We start from the raw sequence: 22,066 nt of genomic DNA, 5'->3' as shown, positions 1-22,066 counted from the left end.
TTTAATAGATTCCTTCTTGACCAAACCTTTTAGCTAATTTGTTTGCTCCCACGACGAGAATAATTGAGATAACTGATTTAAATAGACCGACCGCTGTAGCAAAACTGAACTCGCCATTCGTCAAACCTATATAATAGACATAAGTATCAAACACATCTGCGACAGATCGGTTCAAAGAGTTACTCATGAGATAGATCTGTTCAAAGCCGTTATCCAAGAAATGGCCTAAGCGAAGAATCAACAAAATGACGATGGTGCTGCGAATAGCGGGAAGTGTAATATGCCATAACTGTTTCCATCTGCCAGCCCCATCTACTACAGCTGCTTCATATAATTCTGGATTGACACCCGTTAAGGCCGCCAAAACAATAATGGTACTCCATCCCGTTGTTTGCCACACGGTTTGAATGATAATTATAGGCCTGAACCAATGAACACTTGTTAAAAACGGTATCGTGTGACCGGTTACATTTTGTACTAATTCATTAATGTAACCTCCCCCAGTTGTGAAAAAGACATAAGTCATACTCGTAACGACAACCATCGAAATAAAATGAGGGACATAAACCATCGTCTGAATGCCTCTTTTTAATAGAGAGACTCTAATCTCATTCAACATTAAAGCAACAACGACCGGTATCGGAAATACAAGCACCAAGTTCAAAAAGGAAAGAATGAGTGTGTTTGCGAACAACCTCATAAAATCAGGGCTGATAAAGAATTCTTTAAAATTGGCGATTCCGACCCATTTACTGTGTAAGAAACCTAGGAAAGGCTGATAGTCCTGAAAAGCAATGAGAACCCCCCACATCGGCAAGTACTTAAAAATAAGAAAGTAGAGTACCCCTGGAGCTATTAAGACATACATCCATATATCTCTTTTTAACCGTTGAAGCAATCGAGATTTCGTTTTGACCTTTGGACTAGCGACGACTTCGCCAGCAACTCCTACATCTGAGTTTATATTTCTCACTAATCGATCTCCTCTCTTCCCCTTTTAGGCAACGCTTTCATAAACAATAACAACTAGCAGATCATAGTAAGACACACATACAATAACGACTTGTCCCATTTTCAATGTTTTCTTTCTCTTCAAAACTATATTATATATGATATATTGTATTTTATTTTTTAGCAATACGAAAAACCGTATTTTTTCTAAAATTACAAAAAACTCGTAAATTATTTAAACAACAGACATGACTTTATGAGCCATGTCTGTTGTTATCAATTGGAGGGCCTGTCCCTAATTCGGACTAATTAAGACAAAATTAAATTAAAAGTCCACAAGAGTATCCAGTTTCACCGGTAACCCTGTTTTCATAGAAATATTCCCGGCTATACCTGTAAGAATAGAACGTACGCCATCAACATGTGTGGCTGCACGATTGAAACGGTCCTCTATTGGCTCACCAAAAATATCATTAAGCAAGATCGGATCTCCGCCACCATGTCCCCCATTTCCTTCGTCAATCTCAACCTCATATGGTTTACCAATCATTGGGTGAACGGTAATTTCCTTAGACGATACCGCTCCCTCAAGCGCTTTATCCCCGCCAGAATTCACATAAGAGTTTTCTACAATTTTGGCTTCAATCCGTCCCTTTGTCCCATTAAACACCACATTAAAGCCTTCCCATGGCGCATAAGCATGAAGGGAATACGTTAACATGGTTTTGTTTTTGTACTTTGCGATTAAAGATAATGTGTCTTCAATACTAATTCCGTCACCAAATACGCTTTGGTCGCGCTGGTAGCCATCCTCTTTCTCTGCATCAAGGTACATGGCCTTTAAATGTGGGTTTTCTTCTAGATGGAGGGCAAAATGGTCATCTTTTGCTTGTTCGCTCCCATACGCCCTTTGATAAAACGAGGTTTCACCGCGATTCTCAGCGTTTTCCCTCCCATAAAACCTGAGATCTCCCATAGCTAATACGGTATCAGGATAAGAGCCTAACCAAAAATTCACCAGATCAAAATGATGGGTTGATTTATGGACAAGTAACCCTCCGCTATTTCGCTTATCCCGATGCCATCTTCTAAAATAGTCGGCTCCATGAAGTGTATTTAATAACCATTCAAAGTGAACAGACGTGACCTCTCCAATCGTTCCATTCGCAATGAGCTCTCTAATTTTGGTATTATGAGGCGCGTAACGATAATTAAACGTTACTCGAAGGTTTCTCCTTGTTCGTTTAACCGTATCTAGAATAGCTTGACTTTTTTCCTCATCCACCGTCATTGGTTTTTCCGTAATGACATCACAACCGAGTTCCATCGCTTTTATTATGTATTTGTGGTGGGTACGATCAATCGAAGTGACAATGACCACATCCGGATTTAATTCGTGTATCATTTTTTCAAAATCATGAGCTCTATAAGTTGGAATGGTTTTAGAAGAGTATTTGGTCTCGAGTAAGTGATTAGCGTAGTCCATCCTTGTCTGATTGACATCACAGAATGCTAACAACTCCGATGTATCTCTAAAATCACGCACAATGGCACTCCAATAAAATTCTGCTCGACCACCAATTCCAACCTGTACGTAAGTTTTCTTATTCAATTCCCTAACCTCCTGTTTTTTTGAATACTCAAATAAATTTTAAAATAAAAATAGATTATTCCGAATGTTAGAACCTCACAAAACCTATCGTTTTTCTAATAAGCGCTTTCATTATTATCGATTTAATGGATTACGTCATTCATTGAAATCTTAATACCCAACTTGCCTAAAATGGTTTATCATTCTTTTTTCGGTATTTACTCATGATTTCTAACTATTAAATAAGAAGGAAAACCAGAGCATTTATCGAAAAATAAGCATCTGGCTTTAATTGGTTACTCTTATTTAGGTGATGCGTCGTTCGGACTGTTTAGCTCTAGCATATAATCAGCCAACGCCTTTTGATTGTGATTTTTAATTAATAGCTCAGCTTCTTTTGCATCCCTTTTTTCAATCGCACTTAAAATCTCATAATGTTCTTCCTGAGATTGGACATGCCTGTGATTCAGCATTTCACTGAAAAAGTACTTGTGAATGCGATCCCATTTATCAACAATTTTTAAATGCATACTCGATAAAGTGGGCATGTTAGCCATCGATACAATCGTCGTATGAAATTCCGCATTGTGATACGCCCATTTATCGAAATTGTTGCTCTCCAATAATTCATCCATTTTCCCTAAAATTCCTTTTAAAAGTAAAATATCCTCTTGTTTAGCGATTAGTGAAGCCTCTCTTGTCGCTACGCCTTCTAGAGCTTCTTTAATAACAAAAGTCTCTACAACTGAATTCCTAGTAATTGGCGAAACGATCGCTCCTGAATGGGCACTGTAGGTTACCAACTCCTCTGAATTCAGCAGCTGCAGAGCTTCTCGAACAGGGATTGCACTTACTTCAAGCTGCTTGGCTACTTCACTAATGACTATTTTCTCTCCAGGGCTAAGCTGACACGTCATGATCGCATGCCTCAAAATTTGATAGACATATTCCTGTTTCGTTCTGAATGAAACAGCTTGATCCATATTTAAATTCAACAAGGAAAAAGACCCCTTACTTTTATATTTCCTAACAATTTATAATATATCATATATAATCAATTTTTTAAACTCATTTTTTGGGCATGACTTCAACACCCCCCCTTCATCTGCATAAATGCTTTTTATAGTTCCTTTCCTATTTAAATAGAAACAGATTTGGACATCATATCCAGATCTCCACCCTATTTTTTGAGGAAAAACCTGGCCGCTTCAGCACATAATGAGTTGCATTTAAAGAAGCACTTCCAGCACATGAATTTCCATTATTATTGAACTCACCTTCCAATCAAAAGTGATCTCCCCATTTTGGTCACCAATGCTCTTTGAAGCAAGAGAATCTCTCACGCTTTTTCTCAGGCGAGTCGTGAAAATATATCTTTAGTAACTTCCCATTGAAGCGGCTCTCCTTTAAGGTATCTTTTAAATTCTTCTTTCATATAAGATGCGAGTCTTTGGCACTCAGCCCCCTCACTTCCAGCAATGTGCGGTGTTAGAATGACGTTTGGTAATAAAAATAATTGGGATCCTTCCATAGGTGGCTCAGGAAATGTGACATCAAGAATAGCAAACAAATCTGGACGTTTTTTAAGAACCTTTACCATTTCATTTTCTTTGACGATAGCACCTCTTGATGTATTAATAAAGGTGGCATAAGGCTTCATAAGTTCAAAATGATTTCCTGTAATCATCCCCTCTGTCTCATTTAACCACGGTGTATGTAATGACACGACATCGGATCGACGAAATAACTCATCCAGAGAACAAAGTGTAACACCTAATTCATCTGCATCCTCTTGCCGACAATAAGGATCATAGGCTATGACTTCTAGATCAAACGATTTCAAATGCTCACATACTCGACGTCCCACCATACCAAGTGAAATAATTCCAACCGTACTTCCATAAACACCTGGAATGGCATTTGAATCTTTTTTTACAAACCTCTGAGTACCTTTAATACCGAGTGCATAACGCCACCCATTTTTTAAAGAGTAGAGAATTTGGGAAAGTGTATATTCAGCCACTGGAACAGCGTTTGCTGCGTATGCGCTTGAAACAAGGATATTTCGCTCCCAAACGTCATCTGTCACAATTCCTTTAACAGAACCAGCTGCATAGAAGAAAGCCTTTAGATTGGGAACTGCCCTCAAAAATTCCTTATCCAATTTTGGTGCCCCCCAACCCGAAAAGATGACATCGACGTCCCTAAGCAGTTCCATATTGTCTGTGAGCGCCTCGCGAGTTAAGAGAGGAGCGATTATCGAGATGAACCGCTCAATCTCTTCTCTTATATCAGGTGAATAAACCCGCTCGAATGCCTCTTCACCCATGACATAAAGGCCCTTAAGCATTGGTGTTCTCCTCCTTTGAATAACTTAGATCTAGTTTTTTCATTTACTATCAGACTGATTGGATAATCCCTTCATAAAAGTAACGTATTCTTTAAAGGCAACCTCAGGCTCCTCAATATCTGGCCACCATTTCTTTTCCCATTCTAACGTATAATACCCGTCATAATTTCTCTCCTTCAGCAGTGCGTACATCCGTTGTAGGGGGACATCCCCTTTACCTAGTAAACAAAGCTGAAAGCCTTTTTCTGTTTGGTCAGTAGGGTATGAGTCTTTCCAATGGGTATAACGAACGAAATCACCGATTGTATCCATCGTTCGTTCTGGGTCTTCCTGAAGCGTTCGATAAGGGTGATGGACATCCCAAAGAACTTTAAAATGAGCACTGTCTATCCTATTATAAATTTCCGCGACATACCTACTATCTGTCCAATCATCATGTGTCTCTAATAGTAAAGTAACATCGTATTTCCGAGCTACCTTCAGCATATGATGAAGATTATGGACGGCCGTCTCTATAGCTTCTGTTCGGGAGGTAAGACCAATTCCCCCACCAAAGACACGTATGTAAGGTGTCTTAAAATGCTGACATAACTCACCATAGTGCTCCAGTTCGTTAATAAATGACGCAAGCTCCTCAGACGAATTGGTAAACAATCTCACCGAGCTAGAAAAGCAAGGAATTTCAAGAGACGCGTCTTTGAACTTTAATTTTGTTTCCTCTAACTGCGTTGTAAATTCATCCAAATTATAAATATCCAAGCGATCTAAATATCCTCGAAAATCAACCCCCTGATAACCATACTCGACCGCTTTGGTAATAATGGTATCCATCTCCCAATTTGGGCATCCCAAGGTCGTAAATGCAAGCTTCATTGTTACTTCCCCCTCTTAAAATTTATTAAGATCTTAGTGCATGATCGATTAAAAAGGATTGCCCCGACCAAGCCCTTAGTGAGGTCCATGCCGCTTCGCCTTGCCAAAATGGATCACTTTCAGGTAATCCTAGAGCCAAAAAGACAGTTGAACATAAATAGAGACTCCCGGTTGAAATATACATCTCGCCAATATCTGGTTGGTAACCACAAAAACCAACTTGTAACCAACCCTTTTCGTCAAACGTTCCCGGTGCTTCAACCAGGCGTTGAATGACGGCGGTCAACGCGCAGCGGACTTGTGACGGATCTAGCTCTTCCATTAGTCGATGTTGCAGGGCCATTTGCGACAAATGTTGAAAAACGCCAAACCGATAGGCAATCGACCGCCCTACAACTGGGAAGGTACCTTCTGGTGAGATACTTCGCTCTTGAATAGTCGCATATCTAATCGCTCGATTAATGATTCCTTCTCTTAAACGCTCCCAATCCTCATATTCCTCTCCAATGGTTTCAATAATATCAACAAGCATTGGCTGAATGACGAAACTATTATAATAATCCATATGGAATTCAGGACCATCTCCATAGAGACCGTCTCCCTTATACCATTGTTCATGTTGTTTGAGAGCAAAATCCACTCTCATCGGATCCCACTCTTCCCCAATGCTATAAAAAAAAGTCTCAATCATGGCAGAAAATAACAACCAGTTGCTAAACCCAGGCTTTCTCGAACGAGTCGACTTTAAGGCCTTAATCACATTCTGCTTCACCCTATTATTGAGTTTCCCATAAAGTTCTTTAGGGGATCTTATTAAGGCATGAGCAAAAAAAGCAGCATCGACAATAGGTTGAAAACCGGATGAAAAATTCATGAAATCAGGAGAGCCTGGATCGGTCGCTGCATCAATGGCACATCTTGCGCATTCAGCTGCTCGCACTCTCATTGCATTCTCTTCACCATCCTCAGAAATGGTTTCTAGCCATGGCGCAATACCAGCCAGACTCCTTCCAAAAGCTTCTAAATGTGAGACATCCGTTCGGTCAACTTTTCCTTTTATTGGCATCTGTTCCTTTAGGCGACGCTCGGATAACGCCTCAATTACTGGTAAGACAATTTGAAGCATTGTATTCACCCAATAACGTCGATGGTTCTTGCTTTGTATCCGCTTAATTTTTATCATTCAAACCCACCTATTTCGTATTTACTTCACACATCTTCTCACTAGAGTTATCTTGTCGATTAGTTTCCTAAAATCATAGAGGGAATAGCACTATTCATCACAATTCAAATTAGCTTTAATCGATTCCGTTTCATAGCCAAAAGACTAGTGCCTGTTCAAAGTGTAAAGTGTGAGGAGAAGCTCCTCTCCTCACACCTTATTTTTATTTACTATTATTGATTCTGTTGTTTTAACCAATCATTACTCTGCTGTTCAATTTTGTCTAAAGCCTGTTTTGCTGTCATTTTTCCTGTTAAGGCTCCTTGAACACCAGAGGACAAATCATTTCGTGGTTCTGCGTTTACCCAAGGATAGTGAGGCGTCCAAGGAGTGCTTAGGGCTTGTAAAATCGGATCCATGAATTGCTTTTCATCTTTAATACTCTGCCAATCCGTGTAGGCTGACTTAATTACTGGAATGTTATTATATTGCTCCCAAAGATACTTTTGGAAGAAGTCTGAAGATGAGAATTTAATCCACTCCCAAGCAAGATCTTTATGTTTGCTGCTCTTCGCCATTACAAATGGGCTTCCGGCAAACAATCCGCCAACACCTTTATCGTTTTTGAACTGTTGAACAATACCGATCCGGTCTTGTAGTCCTTGAGCATTGATCTTAGTGATTAAGGAACCCGGTCCTTGGTCAAGCATAATAGCAATGTTATTATTTTTGGTCAACCATTTCTCAGAACCTTGATTACTCGTAATTCCTTTTGGCGCAAATGGTTCCAAACTTATTAACCAATTCAAGGCTTTTTGATATTGAGGTGAATTAAAATCAAATTTCATATCTTTATAGTTCAAACCGCTTCCCCATGAACCGCCTAATCCTTCAGCAATGTCTGTAATCAGGAATTCCGGTGTTTGACCATTGAAATAAACGCCATAGGTTTGTTGGCCCGTCACTGGATCTTTGCCTGTCATTTGTTTGGCTGCATTCATGATATCATCCATAGTTGGATGTTCAGGTAAATCCTTAACTCCATAATCTTTAAAAATTTTCTTATCATAAAGAATAAAACGTGTGTCACCGAAAACAGGTAGGCCATAGATCTGTTTCTTTCCATCAGGACCAACTGTTTCCCATCCTTCAACAGTGTTATCAACGTATTTGCTTAAGTCGAAATGGTCTTTATCAATATACTTTTGTAATGGCTCTAGATCACCTTCACGTGCATACCCACTGTCAAGTCCAGGCATTTGATACACATCGGCTTGGTTACCGGTCACCATTGTTTTTGTTTTTTGAATATAACCATCCCATGGCATCGTCACGATGTTAACAGTTGCGCCAGGGTGTTCTTTTTCAAATTCATCTTTTAAAGCTTGCAGCCCTTTTATTTTTTGCCCTGAAATTGGATCGGTTGAATCTTGCAATTTAAAACTGCCAATCATTTGGACAGTAATGGTTTGACCGGCCCATTTCCCATCCTTCTTATTCGAAGTACTAGTTGACCCACAGCCTGTCAGAAAGCTTAACATAACAAGCAAACTAACAAATCCCCACACCAAGGCTTTTCCTTTTTTGCTTTTAAACACAGCTCTTCCTCCTTAGTTTGTAATTGATTTAACAGGTATATCGCTTTAATGAACACGCTGGTAATAGCTGAATCCGTAATTCCTTCATTTCTCTCTGTTGAAGTTTAATTACCCTTGACAATTAACACCTGATTTATTCCCCTTTCAAACCGCTTAAAGCAATACTTTGAATAATAAAACGCTGTAAAAAGAGATACAAAATGATAATTGGAATGACACTCACCGTCGCTAAAGCCATTGTTAGACCGCCTAAACTTGTTCCATTTTCTTGAGTAAAGCTCGCAAGATATAATGGAATAGTCTGTAAATTTTGGTTATTTAATATGACAAGTGGCCAAACAAAATCATTCCAACTCCAAATGAAGGTTAGAATTACTAAAGTGGCAGCGATTGGTCCTGTTAATGGAAAGTAAATTTTAAAGAAAATGGTAAATTCTTTAGCACCATCAATTTGGGCTGATTCTCGTAAACTATCTGGAAGTCGATCAAAATATTGCTTACAGAGAAATATTCCAAACCCATTGACCATTGCTGGAAGAATTAAGGGCCAAAATGTATTCAACATGCCTAGTTTATTAAACATCTCATACATAGGAATGAGACGTGGTTCCATGGGAATCATTAACGTCGCTAATACAACGATGAAAAGCAAACGTTTCCCTTTAAATTTCCCTTTCGAAAAAGCATAGCCCCCCAAAAGAGAAGACGCCACTCCCAAAACAACTGAACTAAAGGTCACAATGCCCGAGTTGAGGTAGGCTCTAAAAATCTGGCCGTTCTCAAAGACAATCCCAAAGTTGAACCAGGAAGGATCCTTTGGAATTAGGCTTGGTGGAAAAGGCATCGTAACGTTCGCGGATCGACTAAACCCCACACTTATCATCCAAATAAAGGGAACCATTAGAAGAAAGCCACCGATCAACAAAATGACAAATTTGATCAAATTACTAATATAGAATCTTTTTTTCTGTGTCAATGCCGCCAAGCGAATCCCTCCTTGCTACTATAATTTCATATTGGTAATCTTTAAATTAAATACAGTGAAAATAAGGATAATGACAAAGAGTACGTAAGTGGCAGCGGATGCTAATCCAAATTGAAATCCGGTGAAACCATGTTCATAAATATAGGCCACGACCGTTTGAATCGATCGGTTCGGACTTCCTGTAGGACCACCAATCACATAAACATCGTTAAACCTCTGTAAAGCGCCAATCCAACCTGTTATTAGTAAAAAGGCAAAAGTCCCAACCATGTTTGGAATCGTAATGAATAACCATTGTTGAAAACTGCTTGCTCCATCAATAGTAGAGGCTTCATAGAGCTCTGGTGAAATCGCTTGCAAATTGGCTAAGCAAATAATAATGACAAACCCAATCCAATGCCAAACCCCCAGTAAAATAATGGCCCATTTTGCTGTGCTTGGATCGGCCAGCCATAAGGGTTGTGGTAGCCCCAATTTTCCTAAAAAGTAGTTTAATAAGCCCATATCAGGATGTAATACAAAAGTAAAGATCATAGCTGCCGCAACAATTGCCGTAACATTAGGCAAAAAGAAAATAACTTTAAAGAAGTTCTTGGCAATCGTAACCGAATTGATCATAGAAGCAAATATAAATCCAAGTGGGATTGTAATAATCATTTGAAATAGACCAATATAGAACGTGTTATAGACAGAATTCCAAAATTCCCCTGATGTCAAAACTGTTTTGTAATTATCAAATCCTGCCCACGTTTCTCCCCCACCCGATGTATGGAAAAGACTAAGGCGTAGCGATTCTAAGATAGGATAAACCATAAAGCATAGAATCCCTAAAAGGGTCGGCAATAAAAAGATGTACCACATCCATTGATTGCCTTTTAACTTTTTAGAACTGCCATTTGGCATTTCTTTCTTATTGGGTTTACTTCGCATAGTAATCTCCTTTCAAGAAACATTGAGAATATCCTTTTGCTTTCTCTTTTTGGCCCAATGAGGCTCACTTGATCGTTCTTAAAATGGAAACAGCAGCTTTAAGAAATAACCTTTCTGTCTAAAACTTGCATACGCGTCACGTCATTCTTTACTAACCATTAAGGTTACGACTTTAACATGGGTAAATTGAACGAAGGAGGGCTCACACCCATCCCAACATTCCGCAAACTTATTCTTCACAAACCTCCTCCTTTTTTGGTGAGCATGAAAAGACATTCCTTACCATTCCACCTACTAATTTTCTAAGACAGATAGCCCCTTCTCATTCTCTTGCCCCAAGACACTTCGTAACGTATGCGCTTACATTTTAAGAGCAGAACGTGAATTCTTTTTAACCATTTCACTCCTCCGTTATCACCTAGTAAATGAAATACTATATTTTACTCCTTAGAAAACGCTGACATGCGGTTTTTTAAAGGACTTCTTAAAAATGACGAAGGATCAGACTGCTTCATTAATATTAATGATGGTTTCTATCAATTAAAATTTTTATTGATGAAGTAGTCTACAGGAAAAAAATTAAATAATTAGGACCATAATAGAGACATTGTTTATTCGTCCTTATATACTATATATCATATATCTGAATGTATTCTCATTGACTAATAATAAGACGATATTTTTTTCTAATCGTACATAATGCCAGGCAATAAAGACATTCGACTCAATTTCTTTTATTGAATATTTATATCTAATCTCGGGGATTACAGCCCCCCAACATATCAGGTCCTGACAACAAAAAGAATGAGATGTTTGACTTGTTAAAACCATCCATTTGTAATAATATATAATATATAATTTATAAATGAAATTTTTAGAATCTACATAATTTTCGGGAGGGGTAAGAAATGGAAACCATCGGAATTATTATGAACGGGGTTACTGGAAGAATGGGAAGTCGGCAACACCTAGAACGTTCAATTATCGCGATTCGTGAGCAGGGCGGCGTTCTTTTAGCTAATGGAAAGAGAGTTATGCCAGATCCAATTTTGGTTGGGCGTAATGAAGAAAAGTTGAGAGCACTCGGTCAGCAATTTGGCATTACGCGAATAAGCACCGACCTAGACGAATGCCTCGCTGATCCTTACTATCAAATTTACTTTGATGCTCAAACAACCTTAAGACGGGCTGAAGATGTTAAAAAGGCCATTGCTGCAGGCAAGCATATCTATTGTGAAAAACCAACAGCCGTTACGTCCGAGGAGGCACTGGAACTTGCCCAGCTTGCATCAGAAAAAGGGGTCAAAAACGGCGTGGTCCAAGATAAGCTATTTTTGCCCGGTCTTCTTAAATTAAAACGCCTAATTGACAGCGGTTTCTTCGGCGATATCCTCTCTGTCCGCGGTGAATTTGGTTACTGGGTTTTTGAAGGAGATTGGCAGCCGGCTCAGCGGCCTTCCTGGAATTATCGTAAGGAAGATGGCGGCGGTATTATCGTTGACATGCTCTGTCATTGGCGCTACGTTCTCAGCAACCTTTTTGGAAAAATAGAAGCGCTCTCGTGTTTTGGGAAAACCCATATTGGGACTAGATATGATGAATCGGGAAAACCTTATACGGCTACAGCCGACGATGCTGCTTATACAACGTTTGAGCTGGAAGGCGGTATTGTTGCCCATATCAATTCATCTTGGAATGTGCGCGTCAATCGCGATGAATTATTTGAGCTGCAAATTGACGGCACACAGGGAAGTGCCGTTGCAGGTCTTCGAAACTGCAAGATTCAGCATCGGGTTAACACACCAAAGGCCATTTGGAATCCAGATATTGAAGACCCAAACAACTACCGTGGACAATGGATGGCTGTGCCCATGAACGGTGATGAAGAAAATGGATTTAAGATTCAATGGGAAATGTTCCTCCGCCACGTGGCCGGAGATGAACCGTATCGCTTTGACCTTCTCGAAGGAGCAAAAGGGGTTCAATTAGCTGAGCTGGGCTTAAAATCTTGGGAAGAACGCCGCTGGTTAGAGGTCCAAGAGCTTAAGCTTCAAGTGCCAACGGAAAGGAGCTCTGAAAGTGTCTAACACGCTCATCCTGCCTTCTTCAAAGGGAAATTTACTAACCTATAAGCCTATCAAACATTCATTGCCGGAAACGTTAAAGGCACCTTCAAAAAGTCGAATCGCTTATGCGGCTGCCCATGTGGTTGCCGATCCGCTCGTTGATCTCGATTTATCATCTGAGACCGTGTTAGATTGGGAAAAAACTTTAGCTTATCGGCGCTATCTATGGTCACTTGGCTTCAATGTGGCAGAGGCCATGGATACCGCCCAACGCGGAATGGGTTTAAATTGGGAAGCTACTAAAGAACTGATTCAGCGCTCGGTTGCTGAAGCCAAAGCTTATAACGGAGGCATCGCGTGTGGAGCGGGGACGGACCAACTCGTCCTCTCTCCTTCAACAACACTAGATGCCATTATTCAAGCTTATACAGAGCAATGCGAGTTCATTGAAGAGCAGGGCGGTCATATCATTTTAATGGCAAGCCAAGCCCTGGCAGCGGTCGCAAAAAGTCCAGAAGATTATGCCTCTGTTTATGGAAAGGTGTTATCGCAAGTTTCCAAGCCTGTGATTTTGCATTGGTTAGGCGACATGTTTGATCCAAAACTGCAGGGTTACTGGGGAACTGCTAATATTCAGGAAGCCATGGCTCTTTGTCTAGACGTTATTAAAGAAAATCAATCGAAAATTAAAGGCATTAAAATCTCCCTGCTGGATGCTGAGCTTGAAATCCAAATGCGAAAACAGCTGCCAGAAGGTGTGAACATGTACACAGGAGATGACTTTAATTACCCGGATTTGATCAAAGGCGACGGTGATAACTATAGTCACGCTCTATTAGGGATCTTTGACGCCATCGCACCTCTTGCTTCAAGCGCCCTAAAATACTTGGATGAGGGCAATGTTCAAAAGTTTGAGGAAATACTTGCCCCTACTGTCCCTTTAAGCCGGCATATTTTTAAAGCCCCTACTCGCTTTTATAAAACAGGGGTCGTCTTCCTCGCTTATTTAAATGGGCACCAAGATCATTTTCGAATGGTTGGCGGATTAGAAAGCATGCGTTCCGTCGTCCATCTTTCTGAGCTTTTTGTTTTGGCGGACAAAGCGGGTCTTTTGCAGGATCCCGATAAAGCGATTGGACGGATGAAACAAGTACTGAGTCTCGCGGGGGTGAACTAAACGATGGAGCTTTCTCGTTTAAGCTACAATCAAATTACATCAGACCATCATAGCCTGGAAGAAGTGGCACAAGCCTGTGCGGTTGAAGGGGTCCCTTACATGGCCCCTTGGCGCCATAAGTTAAATCAAGAAAATGTCGTTGAAAGTGCGCGAATCATCCGTGAAGCTGGACTAAAAGTATCCAGTCTTTGCCGTGGTGGTATGTTTCCTGCTGCGACTGAAACTGAACGTTTAGCCCGTCTTGACGATAATCGCCGTGCCATTGACGAAGCAGCTGAACTGGGGACGGATGTTTTAGTCCTTGTATGCGGCCCCTCTCCTGACCGAGACATAGAAGGTGCCCGGGCAATGGTTGAAAAAGGCATTGAAGCCCTCATCCCTTATGCTGAAGAGAGACACGTTAAGCTTGGGATCGAACCGCTTCATCCTGTTTTTGCCGGAGATCGTTCGGTCATTTCCACGCTTGGGCAAGCCAATGATATCGCAGAACGTTTGGCCTCTCCTCAAGTTGGCGTGGTGATTGACGTCTACCACGTTTGGTGGGATCCACGTCTTTATCAAGAAATTGAACGTTCAAAAGGCCGTATCCTCGGTTTTCACGTCAACGACTGGATTAAAGTAACCGATCCCCTCACCTCTCGCGGCATGATGGGCGATGGGGTCATTGAAATTAACCGGATTCGCCAAGCGGTCGAAAAAGCTGGCTACAATGGCCCTGTTGAAGTTGAAATCCTTAACCATGCATTTTGGAACCTGCCTTGTGAAGAGACCATTAAGCAAACAAAAGCACGTTTTTTAGAGTATGTCTAATAAGTTAGCTAACTATTGGAGTGGAAAACATGACAAAACCGGTATCACTTGTTTTAATCGGCATTGGCGGCTACGGCAATCACTATGTCAAACTTTTATTAGAGGATAATTCTTATAAAGGGCGTTATGAAATAGCAGGTGCGGTGGACCCCTACCCTGAAAATTGCACCTTCCTTTCGAGTTTAGTTGAAAACGAGATCCCCATTTTTTCATCGATTGAAAATTTCTATGCGTCTCATAAAGCCGATTTTGCCATCATTTCAACACCGATTCATCTCCACAGCTCTCAGATCTGTCTGGCACTAGAAAATGGGAGTCATGTATTGTGTGAAAAACCGCTTTGCCCGACGATTGAAGAGGCAAAGCAAATTATTGATACCATGAAGCGAACAGGCAAGTGGGTCCAAATCGGATTCAACTGGTCGTTTACAGACTCGATCCAAGGATTAAAAGCGGATATAAATGCAGGGCTATTTGGAAAGCCTAAGCAGCTTAAATACATTGTCCTATGGCCGCGACCAGAAGCCTACTTTCAAAGATCCTCTTGGGCAGGACGAATTAAGGCTCCCGATGGTACGGTGATCTTAGACAGTGTGGCAAGCAACGCAACCGCTCATTTCCTTCATAATATGTTTTATGTATTAGGCATTAAAGAGAATCAGAGCACGCAGTTAGAGTCGTTGACGGCTGAACTGTATCGCGCCAACCCAATAGAAAATTATGATACGTGCGCGGTTCGCCTTTTCACAGAAAACCAGGTTGAGATTCTCTTTTATGCCGCACACGCTGTTAAAGAATCTCTGGAACCGACCTTCGTCTATGAATTTGAAGAAGCCACCATCCGTTATACAAAAGGAAATCCCATCGAAGCCACTTTTAAAACTGGCGCTGTCAAAACCTATGAAGATCCCGAGAATCATCATTTTCACAAGCTATGGAGGTGTCTGGATTGGCTCTGCAACGATAATTACAAGGACGGCATGTGCGGACCACAGGATGCATGCCCTCACGTCTTGAGCATCAATGCTATTCAGGAGTCTACCTCCATTCATGATTTCCCAAGTGACCTTATAAGAAAAATGCCAGTTGATAAAACCACTTTAACTTGGGTAGACGGGTTGTCTAATACCTTAATCGAGTGTTATGAAAAAGGACGGCTGCCAAGTGAGCTGGGAGTAGATTGGGCCAAGCAAGGAAAACGGATATCGTTATTAAATGGGAAAGTTTCTAATTAAGCTTTATGAAGCCCTAAAGGCCCCAAGCCAAAGAAATGGCTTGGGGTTTTATTTGGAGAACTTCTAAAAACAGTTCGTAGCATTGACAAAAGCTTGGGATTCCCCCAAGCTTTTTTACAAGTTCATTAGCCCCTCCCGCGGATTTGATAAATAAGCGGAGAAAGTTCTCTTAATTAGGATCTCGTACAGAAAACAGCTAAAATAGAAGGAGAAATTCCGCCTATTGACTCCAGAAAGCGTGTATCGGAGCCATTTTTCCCTGCTTAGCCGGAAAATCTCCGCTTATTTACCCCCACCTGAGCTCGATTCTGCTGCTTAAGCGGAAATCTTCCGCTTATTTTTGGTCACCAAGTGGTCATTTTGGTTGAATCAGTTGTTAGCGGACTTCCTCGGGGACAACCCACCATTTCGAGAAGCTGAATCACGATGGCATTTCAAGCAGCAGGCTGACTCGCTTTCTGTCTAACTTCATCTTTTCACTTCATTTCCTGATTCGATCGCGTTTAATTCACTAATGGATGGAATGCCTTCCCAGTCTCCTTTAAATTGGGTGGCCAGTGCGCCAAGCTGATTGGCGCGTGCTAAGGCTTTTCTTAAAGAAGGGGTTGTCACAAATGAGTCTTCATCGAGGTAGACAGAAAGAAAGCCTGCCGCAAAGGCGTCACCTGCACCGACAGAGTCCACCACATGTGAGACTCTATACGGGGCTTGCTCCACCGCTTCCCCATCGATAAAACCAATTGAGCCTTCCGCACCTAATTTCAGGACGACAACCTTGGCACCCATTTGAAGAAAGGCTTCCCCATATTCTTCAACTGATCGTTTCCCTAATAAAAATTCCGCTTCATCGAGTCCTGGTAAAAACACGTCACATAATGGAATAAGGGAAAGAAGCGTCTGTCTTGCTTCTTCCTCATCCCAAAGCTTTCGGCGCAAGTTAGGATCAAAGGAAATCGACAGCCCCATTTCCTTCGCCACTTCCATCGCTTTTCGAACAGAAAGAGCGGCAGACTCACTCAAAGCAGGTGTTATGCCGGTCATGTGCAAATGTCTTGAGCCGCTAAACCATTCTTCCTGAACATCAGAAGGTTCCAGTCTGCTTGCCGCTGAGTGCTTTCGATAATAGTAAACGGTCGGGTCTCCAAAGCTCTTAACATCCTTAAAATAAACAGCTGTAGGGGCTTCTCCGTCTCGCTTCACATGGGAAACGTCAACGCCTTCACCTGCCAAAGTTGCCAAGATAAAGTCGCCGAATGGATCGGGCCCTAATTTACTAATCCACGAAACTTTTTTACCTAACCGAGTCAGAGCAAGTGCCACATTGGATTCAGCACCAGCGAGTGACTTTGTATATAATGGCTCATATCGAATCCCCTTCTCACCAAGCGGTTGAAAGAGGACCATGCTTTCACCAATCGTCACCACATCCGTCTTTTTAGTTCCCTGCATAGCTCCACCTCATTCGCAAGATCGGTATAGGCCTTTGCGAGCTTCGTGATTTGCGCAAAATCACCGTTTTTGATGAAATTATTATTGACTAAATTCCCGCCAAGCCCGACAGCAGTTGCTCCATATCCCAGAACTTCTTTAATATTATCTAAATTTACACCGCCTGTTGCGACCATCGGAATCGAATCAAGAGGGGCACGTAAATCTTTAATATATTTCACACCAAGTGAGCCGATCGGAAACACTTTTACCGCTGATGCCCCAAGTTTATAAGCTCTGACAATTTCGGTCGGCGTCATCGTGCCTGGCCACACTTCCACTCCCTGTTCAAGGCCATACGCTAAAACCTCTTCGTCTAGATTGGGGGAAATCAGGTATTCGGAGCCTGCTTGAATCGCTTCCTTAGCCATATCTAGGTCCAATACAGTCCCCGCACCGACTCGAAGCTCCTCACCATACTTCTCCCGAAGATCATAGATTAAGGATAAAGCACCGTCTGTATTCATGGTGACTTCTAAAAATGAAATGCCGCCCGCTCTAAGCGCCTCAGCGGTTTGAAAGCCCGTTCCTTCTGGAATCCCTCTTACAATAGCAATGATCTTATCCTTCGTTAATTGAGCAAGCAAATGTTCTCCCATCTTTTGTCCCTCCTATATCATCCATTCATCTTTGAGCAAGAGAAAGTGCAGACGTTTTCTAACGTGAGAGATTGATAATTTCGTTATTTCCTAATCGGAGAAAAATAAACCTCTTCGTTTTATATACTTATATTTCTTTGTGTTCTGATTTAGAAAGCCTTACAAAGTGACACCCGTTTTAAAAATGGCAAGCTCACGGAAGTCATTCTTTTCGTTATTCACTTGCTCGCCGCTTGCGACCCTGATGACATACTGAATGAAATCTTTCAAAACAACGTCTGGGGACTCTTCCAGTAAAACCCCTGCATTGTAGTCGATCCAATGCGGCTTAGCCTCAAATATGGCGGTATTGCTTGAGACCTTCATCGTTGGAACAAAGGTCCCAAAAGGTGTCCCTCGCCCCGTTGTAAAGAGAACCAACTGACAGCCGGCGGCAGCCAATGCCGATGAGGCAACCAGATCATTCCCTGGTGAACTTAATAGATTTAATCCCTTTGTCTTCAGCCTTTCGCCATATTTCAGGACGTCCATGACGACGGATGTGCCTGCTTTTTGTGTACAGCCAAGGGATTTATCCTCAAGCGTCGTAATCCCGCCTGCTTTGTTGCCTGGGGAGGGATTCTCATAGATAGGCTGATTGTTTTTGATAAAATACTGCTTAAATTCATTAATTAAATCCACCGTTTTTGAAAAAATGGCCTCATCGTGAGCGCGTTCCATAAGGATGGTTTCCGCTCCGAACATCTCGGGTACCTCCGTTAGCACCGTTGTTCCACCTTGAGCCACAAGAAAATCCGATAAGCGCCCAAGAAGCGGATTAGCCGTAATCCCTGACAACCCATCCGAGCCGCCGCATTTTAAACCAATCTTCAATTCAGAGAGCGGAACCTCTTCTCGTCTATCTTCTTTTGCCGCCTCATAGATTTCTTTTAATAACTTGACTCCCTCTTCAATTTCATTGGAAACTTCTTGTGAGACGAGAAATTTAACCCTGTTTGGATCAAACTCTCCAAGACTCTCTTCAAATTCATATAAATCGTTATTCTCACAGCCGAGCCCTAAAACAAGAACGCCTCCCGCATTCGGATGGTGGACCGCATCTTGAAGAATGCTTCGAGTGTTAACGTGATCATCGCCTAACTGCGAGCAGCCATAGTTATGCCTCAAAACCAAAATGGCTTCAAAGGGAGATATATCCCCAACTTCTTTTTCAAAGCGCTTTATAATGGTTTCAGCCACCCCATTCACACAGCCAACGGTCGGGACTATCCAAAGCTCATTCCGTATGCCGACTTCCCCGTTTTTTCGTTTAAACCCCTTAAAAGTCAGATGTTCATTCTTAAAAGGATTTTCCGCAAGTTTGGGCTGATAGGCGTAATCTTGCACCCCATCCAAATTGGTTTTGGTATTATGAGTGTGCACATGGGCGCCTACTGGAATATCCGTTGTGGCATGACCAATCGGATAGCCATATTTCACAACATTTTCATTTCCCTTGATCCTTGTAATCGCGATTTTATGCCCACGCTTCACGTCTTCTAATAATTCTATTTCCTGGTCGTTTACAAAAATCGGCTGGCCTTTATCCAGGTCTTTTAAAGCAACGACAACATTATCCTTTTCATTGATTTTTAGAATGTCAGCCATTATTGAGTTCCCCCTTTTTCAGCCTTCACTTGTAATGTCGTCTTAACTGCCCTTTCAATTCCTTTTGATTCAATGTCATATAAGTAACGCGTCACAAGATCCGTTAAGCCTGGGACTTCATTCAAATCCATCTCCCAAATTTTCTCAGCCCCTAGTACGGTATGAACGATTTTGTTTGTGCTTTCCTTCGTCCCGTCATAGTCCTTCCATAGTCGCTTCACTAATTCCAGACAATCCGGCTCATCCTCGAGCGGAATCTCCTCTTCACCCCTTTTTCCTTTATAGAAAGAGATCAGGGCCGCAAGAGAAAAAACAAGCTTATCCGGCAGTTGATGTTTCCGATTAACGAACTCAAGGAGAGATGGCAGATTCCGAGTTTTATATTTTGATAGGGAATTAAGAGAAATACTTAATAAGTAATGCTTGATAAATGGATTGCTGAATCGTTCCAGGACGGCATTTGCAAAATAAGTTAACTCATCTAGCGGGAGATCTAACGTTGGGATGATCTCATCAAAAATAGTTTCCTTAATGAAACGGCCGATCACAGGATGTTCAACCGATTCGGCTACGGTGTTTAACCCATATAAATAAGAAACAGGGGTCATCGCCGTATGTGCACCATTTAAAATGCGTACCTTTCTCGTTCGATAAGGGGTCAAATCATCCACAAACAAGGTGTTCAAACCCGCCATATGTGCCGGAAACTCCTCCCGAATCCATTGCGGCCCTTCAATGACCCACAGATGAAACGGCTCGCCGACAACAAGGAAGTCATCCTGATAACCAAGCTCTTGGGTCATCTCTTCACTTGTTTCTTTCGGATAGCCCGATACAATCCGGTCAACAAGACTGCTGCAAAATGTGTTGGCTTCCTGAACCCATCGGATAAAATCTTCACCCAGATTCCAAAGCTCCGCAAATTGGATGACGATTTCCTTTAATTTTTTCCCGCCGTTCTCAACTAACTCACAAGGGATAATAATAAACCCTTTGTCTTTGTCGCCGCCAAACGCTTTAAATCGATAATAGAGAAAGGCTGCGAGTTTTCCCGGATAACTTTTTTGAGGACGATCCTCCAGCTGATCGGTTTCATCAAAAGCAATTCCCGCTTCCGTTGTGTTGGAGAAGATAAACCGAAGACTTGGATTTTCGGCAAGCTGGACAAACTCCTCATATTGGGTGAAGAGATTTAATCCCCTGCTGATGGAGTGAATTAACGTATGTTCACGAACCGCCTTCCCATCCTTTATTCCTTGCAAATAAAGGGTATATAATCCATCCTGCTCGTTTAGTTTTTCGATTTTCTCAAACCCGCGCGGCTGGACCACTACCACACTCCCATTGAAATCCGCTAACTTATTCATGACTTCGATTTGCCAATCGACAAAGCCTCTCATAAAGTTGCCTTCACCAAACTGCAGGACCTTTTCTGGATAGGTTTCATAAGTCTCTACAATCGTTTTGTTTAACTTTTCCAATATCCCTTCCCCTTTCTTTCAATCAATGCACACGTTAACAGTCTTATTAATAGGTCCCCCCGTTTAGAATTTGGGTTGCTCTGTACGGGGAGTCATCGACGTTCGAGATGAAACTGATTTTCTAATCATTAATTCCGTTTCAACGAAAATTTTATTCATGTCAGCTGCTTCTGCTGCCATCATTTTCAGCAACGTTTCTGCCCCTAACTGGCTAATTTTTTCAATGGGTCGTTTGACCGTTGTCAGAGACGGATTCGTGTATTGGGCAGAGGTTATATCATCAAAGCCAACTACCGAAAGGCGGTCAGGTACACTGACCCCTTTTGCAAAGGCCGTATTAAGAGCCCCTATTGCCATGTCATCGTTCGAACAAAAGACAGCGGTTGGCGGTTTTTCTAGCGAGAGCAGCCTCTCCATGGCCTCGTGACCACTTGCCATATCGTAATTTCCACTTACAATATACTCTGTTTTTATTGAAATATTATGGTCAATTAAAGCTTTAAGATAGCCTTCTCTCCGTTCCATTGTCGACTTAAACCCCTTAATGCCTTCGATAATCGCGATGTCTTGATGACCGTTTTTAATCAAATAGTTAACCGCATTATAAGAGCCTTCACGGTCATTAGACAAAATGTTCACGATCGACTGATCCGTTAGCTCACGATTTAAAACGACAAGGGGTATTTTCTCATTCCGCACGTGATATATAAACGACTGATCCACCTCGCTCTGACTCATAAGGATAATGCCATCAAATCGTCTGTTATTAATCGACGCGTAGTTTTGGTAGTCATCAATTCCTCTTACAAATAAATTGTAATCTTCACTTATCACACGATTGACACCCTTTATGGTATCAGTAAAAAAGTTGGGGGACGTTCCGTGAGTCATACTCGTGAAGAACACCCCGATGGTATAAGACTTTTTCATGACAAGACTTTTTGCGTTAAAATTCGGCGTATACTGAAGCTCAGAAGCTATTTCTAATATCTTTCTTTTGGTATCTGGCTTGATAAGAGGGCTATCGTTTAATGCCCGTGACACCGTCGTATGGGATACATTTGCCAGCTTGGCTATGTCTTTAATTGTGACCATTATTTTTCACCCTTCTTATGCAGTACCT

Annotated in this window: 18 protein-coding genes; 4 read left to right on the top strand and 14 right to left on the bottom strand. The window is 41.6% G+C overall.

Annotation, left to right across the window (positions count from 1 at the left end):
* Window position 1: 1 nt before the first annotated feature.
* From PU629_RS04845 to PU629_RS04805, 9 genes are all read right to left on the bottom strand, one after another.
* A complete protein-coding gene (locus PU629_RS04845; protein WP_481900502.1) occupies window positions 2–964 on the bottom strand; it encodes an ABC transporter permease in 963 nt (320 codons plus the stop codon).
* A 312-nt stretch (window positions 965–1,276) separates the two neighbouring features.
* Window positions 1,277–2,563, bottom strand: coding sequence for a Gfo/Idh/MocA family oxidoreductase (locus PU629_RS04840; protein WP_275283150.1), 1,287 nt, complete (start codon window positions 2,561–2,563; stop codon window positions 1,277–1,279).
* A gap of 281 nt (window positions 2,564–2,844) precedes the next feature.
* Window positions 2,845–3,540 (bottom strand): GntR family transcriptional regulator, encoded by a 696-nt coding sequence (locus PU629_RS04835; RefSeq protein WP_275283149.1) that lies wholly within the window; start codon window positions 3,538–3,540, stop codon window positions 2,845–2,847.
* 353 nt (window positions 3,541–3,893) lie between these two features.
* Window positions 3,894–4,892, bottom strand: coding sequence for a hydroxyacid dehydrogenase (locus PU629_RS04830; protein ID WP_275283148.1), 999 nt, complete (start codon window positions 4,890–4,892; stop codon window positions 3,894–3,896).
* A 39-nt stretch (window positions 4,893–4,931) separates the two neighbouring features.
* Entirely contained in the window at window positions 4,932–5,765 is an 834-nt protein-coding gene (locus tag PU629_RS04825; protein WP_275283147.1) for a sugar phosphate isomerase/epimerase family protein, read from the bottom strand.
* A 25-nt stretch (window positions 5,766–5,790) separates the two neighbouring features.
* Window positions 5,791–6,948, bottom strand: a complete 1,158-nt coding sequence (locus PU629_RS04820) for a DUF2264 domain-containing protein (RefSeq protein WP_275283145.1) — start codon at window positions 6,946–6,948, stop codon at window positions 5,791–5,793.
* Window positions 6,949–7,160: 212 nt separating this feature from the next.
* Window positions 7,161–8,525: an ABC transporter substrate-binding protein gene (locus PU629_RS04815; RefSeq protein WP_275283144.1), complete on the bottom strand. Its 1,365-nt coding sequence runs from the start codon at window positions 8,523–8,525 to the stop codon at window positions 7,161–7,163.
* 133 nt (window positions 8,526–8,658) lie between these two features.
* Window positions 8,659–9,510: a carbohydrate ABC transporter permease gene (locus PU629_RS04810; RefSeq protein ID WP_275283142.1), complete on the bottom strand. Its 852-nt coding sequence runs from the start codon at window positions 9,508–9,510 to the stop codon at window positions 8,659–8,661.
* A gap of 18 nt (window positions 9,511–9,528) precedes the next feature.
* On the bottom strand, window positions 9,529–10,440 hold the full coding sequence (locus PU629_RS04805) for a carbohydrate ABC transporter permease (RefSeq protein WP_275283141.1): 912 nt from the start codon (window positions 10,438–10,440) through the stop codon (window positions 9,529–9,531).
* A 908-nt stretch (window positions 10,441–11,348) separates the two neighbouring features.
* Here PU629_RS04805 and PU629_RS04800 point away from each other — a divergent pair.
* From PU629_RS04800 to PU629_RS04785, 4 genes are read left to right on the top strand one after another with little or no spacing between them, the layout of a single operon-like run.
* A complete protein-coding gene (locus tag PU629_RS04800; RefSeq protein ID WP_275283140.1) occupies window positions 11,349–12,527 on the top strand; it encodes a Gfo/Idh/MocA family protein in 1,179 nt (392 codons plus the stop codon).
* Window positions 12,520–13,683, top strand: coding sequence for a dihydrodipicolinate synthase family protein (locus PU629_RS04795; RefSeq protein WP_275283139.1), 1,164 nt, complete (start codon window positions 12,520–12,522; stop codon window positions 13,681–13,683). The genes PU629_RS04800 and PU629_RS04795 overlap by 8 nt, the downstream gene beginning before the upstream one ends.
* Before the next feature lie 3 nt (window positions 13,684–13,686).
* Entirely contained in the window at window positions 13,687–14,493 is an 807-nt protein-coding gene (locus tag PU629_RS04790; protein ID WP_275283138.1) for a sugar phosphate isomerase/epimerase family protein, read from the top strand.
* A gap of 29 nt (window positions 14,494–14,522) precedes the next feature.
* A complete protein-coding gene (locus tag PU629_RS04785; protein ID WP_275283137.1) occupies window positions 14,523–15,728 on the top strand; it encodes a Gfo/Idh/MocA family protein in 1,206 nt (401 codons plus the stop codon).
* A gap of 468 nt (window positions 15,729–16,196) precedes the next feature.
* Here PU629_RS04785 and PU629_RS04780 read toward each other — a convergent pair whose 3' ends face one another.
* The 5 genes from PU629_RS04780 to PU629_RS04760 form a co-directional block, all read right to left on the bottom strand.
* Complete coding sequence (locus PU629_RS04780) at window positions 16,197–17,177, bottom strand: sugar kinase (RefSeq protein WP_275283136.1); 981 nt, start codon at window positions 17,175–17,177, stop codon at window positions 16,197–16,199.
* Window positions 17,147–17,815, bottom strand: coding sequence for a bifunctional 4-hydroxy-2-oxoglutarate aldolase/2-dehydro-3-deoxy-phosphogluconate aldolase (locus tag PU629_RS04775; protein ID WP_275283135.1), 669 nt, complete (start codon window positions 17,813–17,815; stop codon window positions 17,147–17,149). The genes PU629_RS04780 and PU629_RS04775 overlap by 31 nt, the downstream gene beginning before the upstream one ends.
* A 159-nt stretch (window positions 17,816–17,974) precedes the next feature.
* Complete coding sequence (locus tag PU629_RS04770) at window positions 17,975–19,462, bottom strand: UxaA family hydrolase (protein WP_275283134.1); 1,488 nt, start codon at window positions 19,460–19,462, stop codon at window positions 17,975–17,977.
* On the bottom strand, window positions 19,462–20,943 hold the full coding sequence (locus PU629_RS04765; RefSeq protein WP_275283133.1) for a tagaturonate reductase: 1,482 nt from the start codon (window positions 20,941–20,943) through the stop codon (window positions 19,462–19,464). The genes PU629_RS04770 and PU629_RS04765 overlap by 1 nt, the downstream gene beginning before the upstream one ends.
* A 63-nt stretch (window positions 20,944–21,006) precedes the next feature.
* Window positions 21,007–22,038 carry a LacI family DNA-binding transcriptional regulator gene (locus PU629_RS04760; RefSeq protein ID WP_275283132.1) on the bottom strand — a complete coding sequence of 344 codons (1,032 nt, stop codon included), beginning with the start codon at window positions 22,036–22,038 and terminating at the stop codon, window positions 21,007–21,009.
* Window positions 22,039–22,066: the final 28 nt, after the last annotated feature.

Origin of the sequence: Pullulanibacillus sp. KACC 23026, assembly GCF_029094525.1 — a bacterium.
Lineage (GTDB): Bacteria > Bacillota > Bacilli > Bacillales > Sporolactobacillaceae > KACC-23026.
Note: the sequence above shows the minus strand (reverse complement) of the source record. Positions and strands in the feature narration are given on the sequence as shown.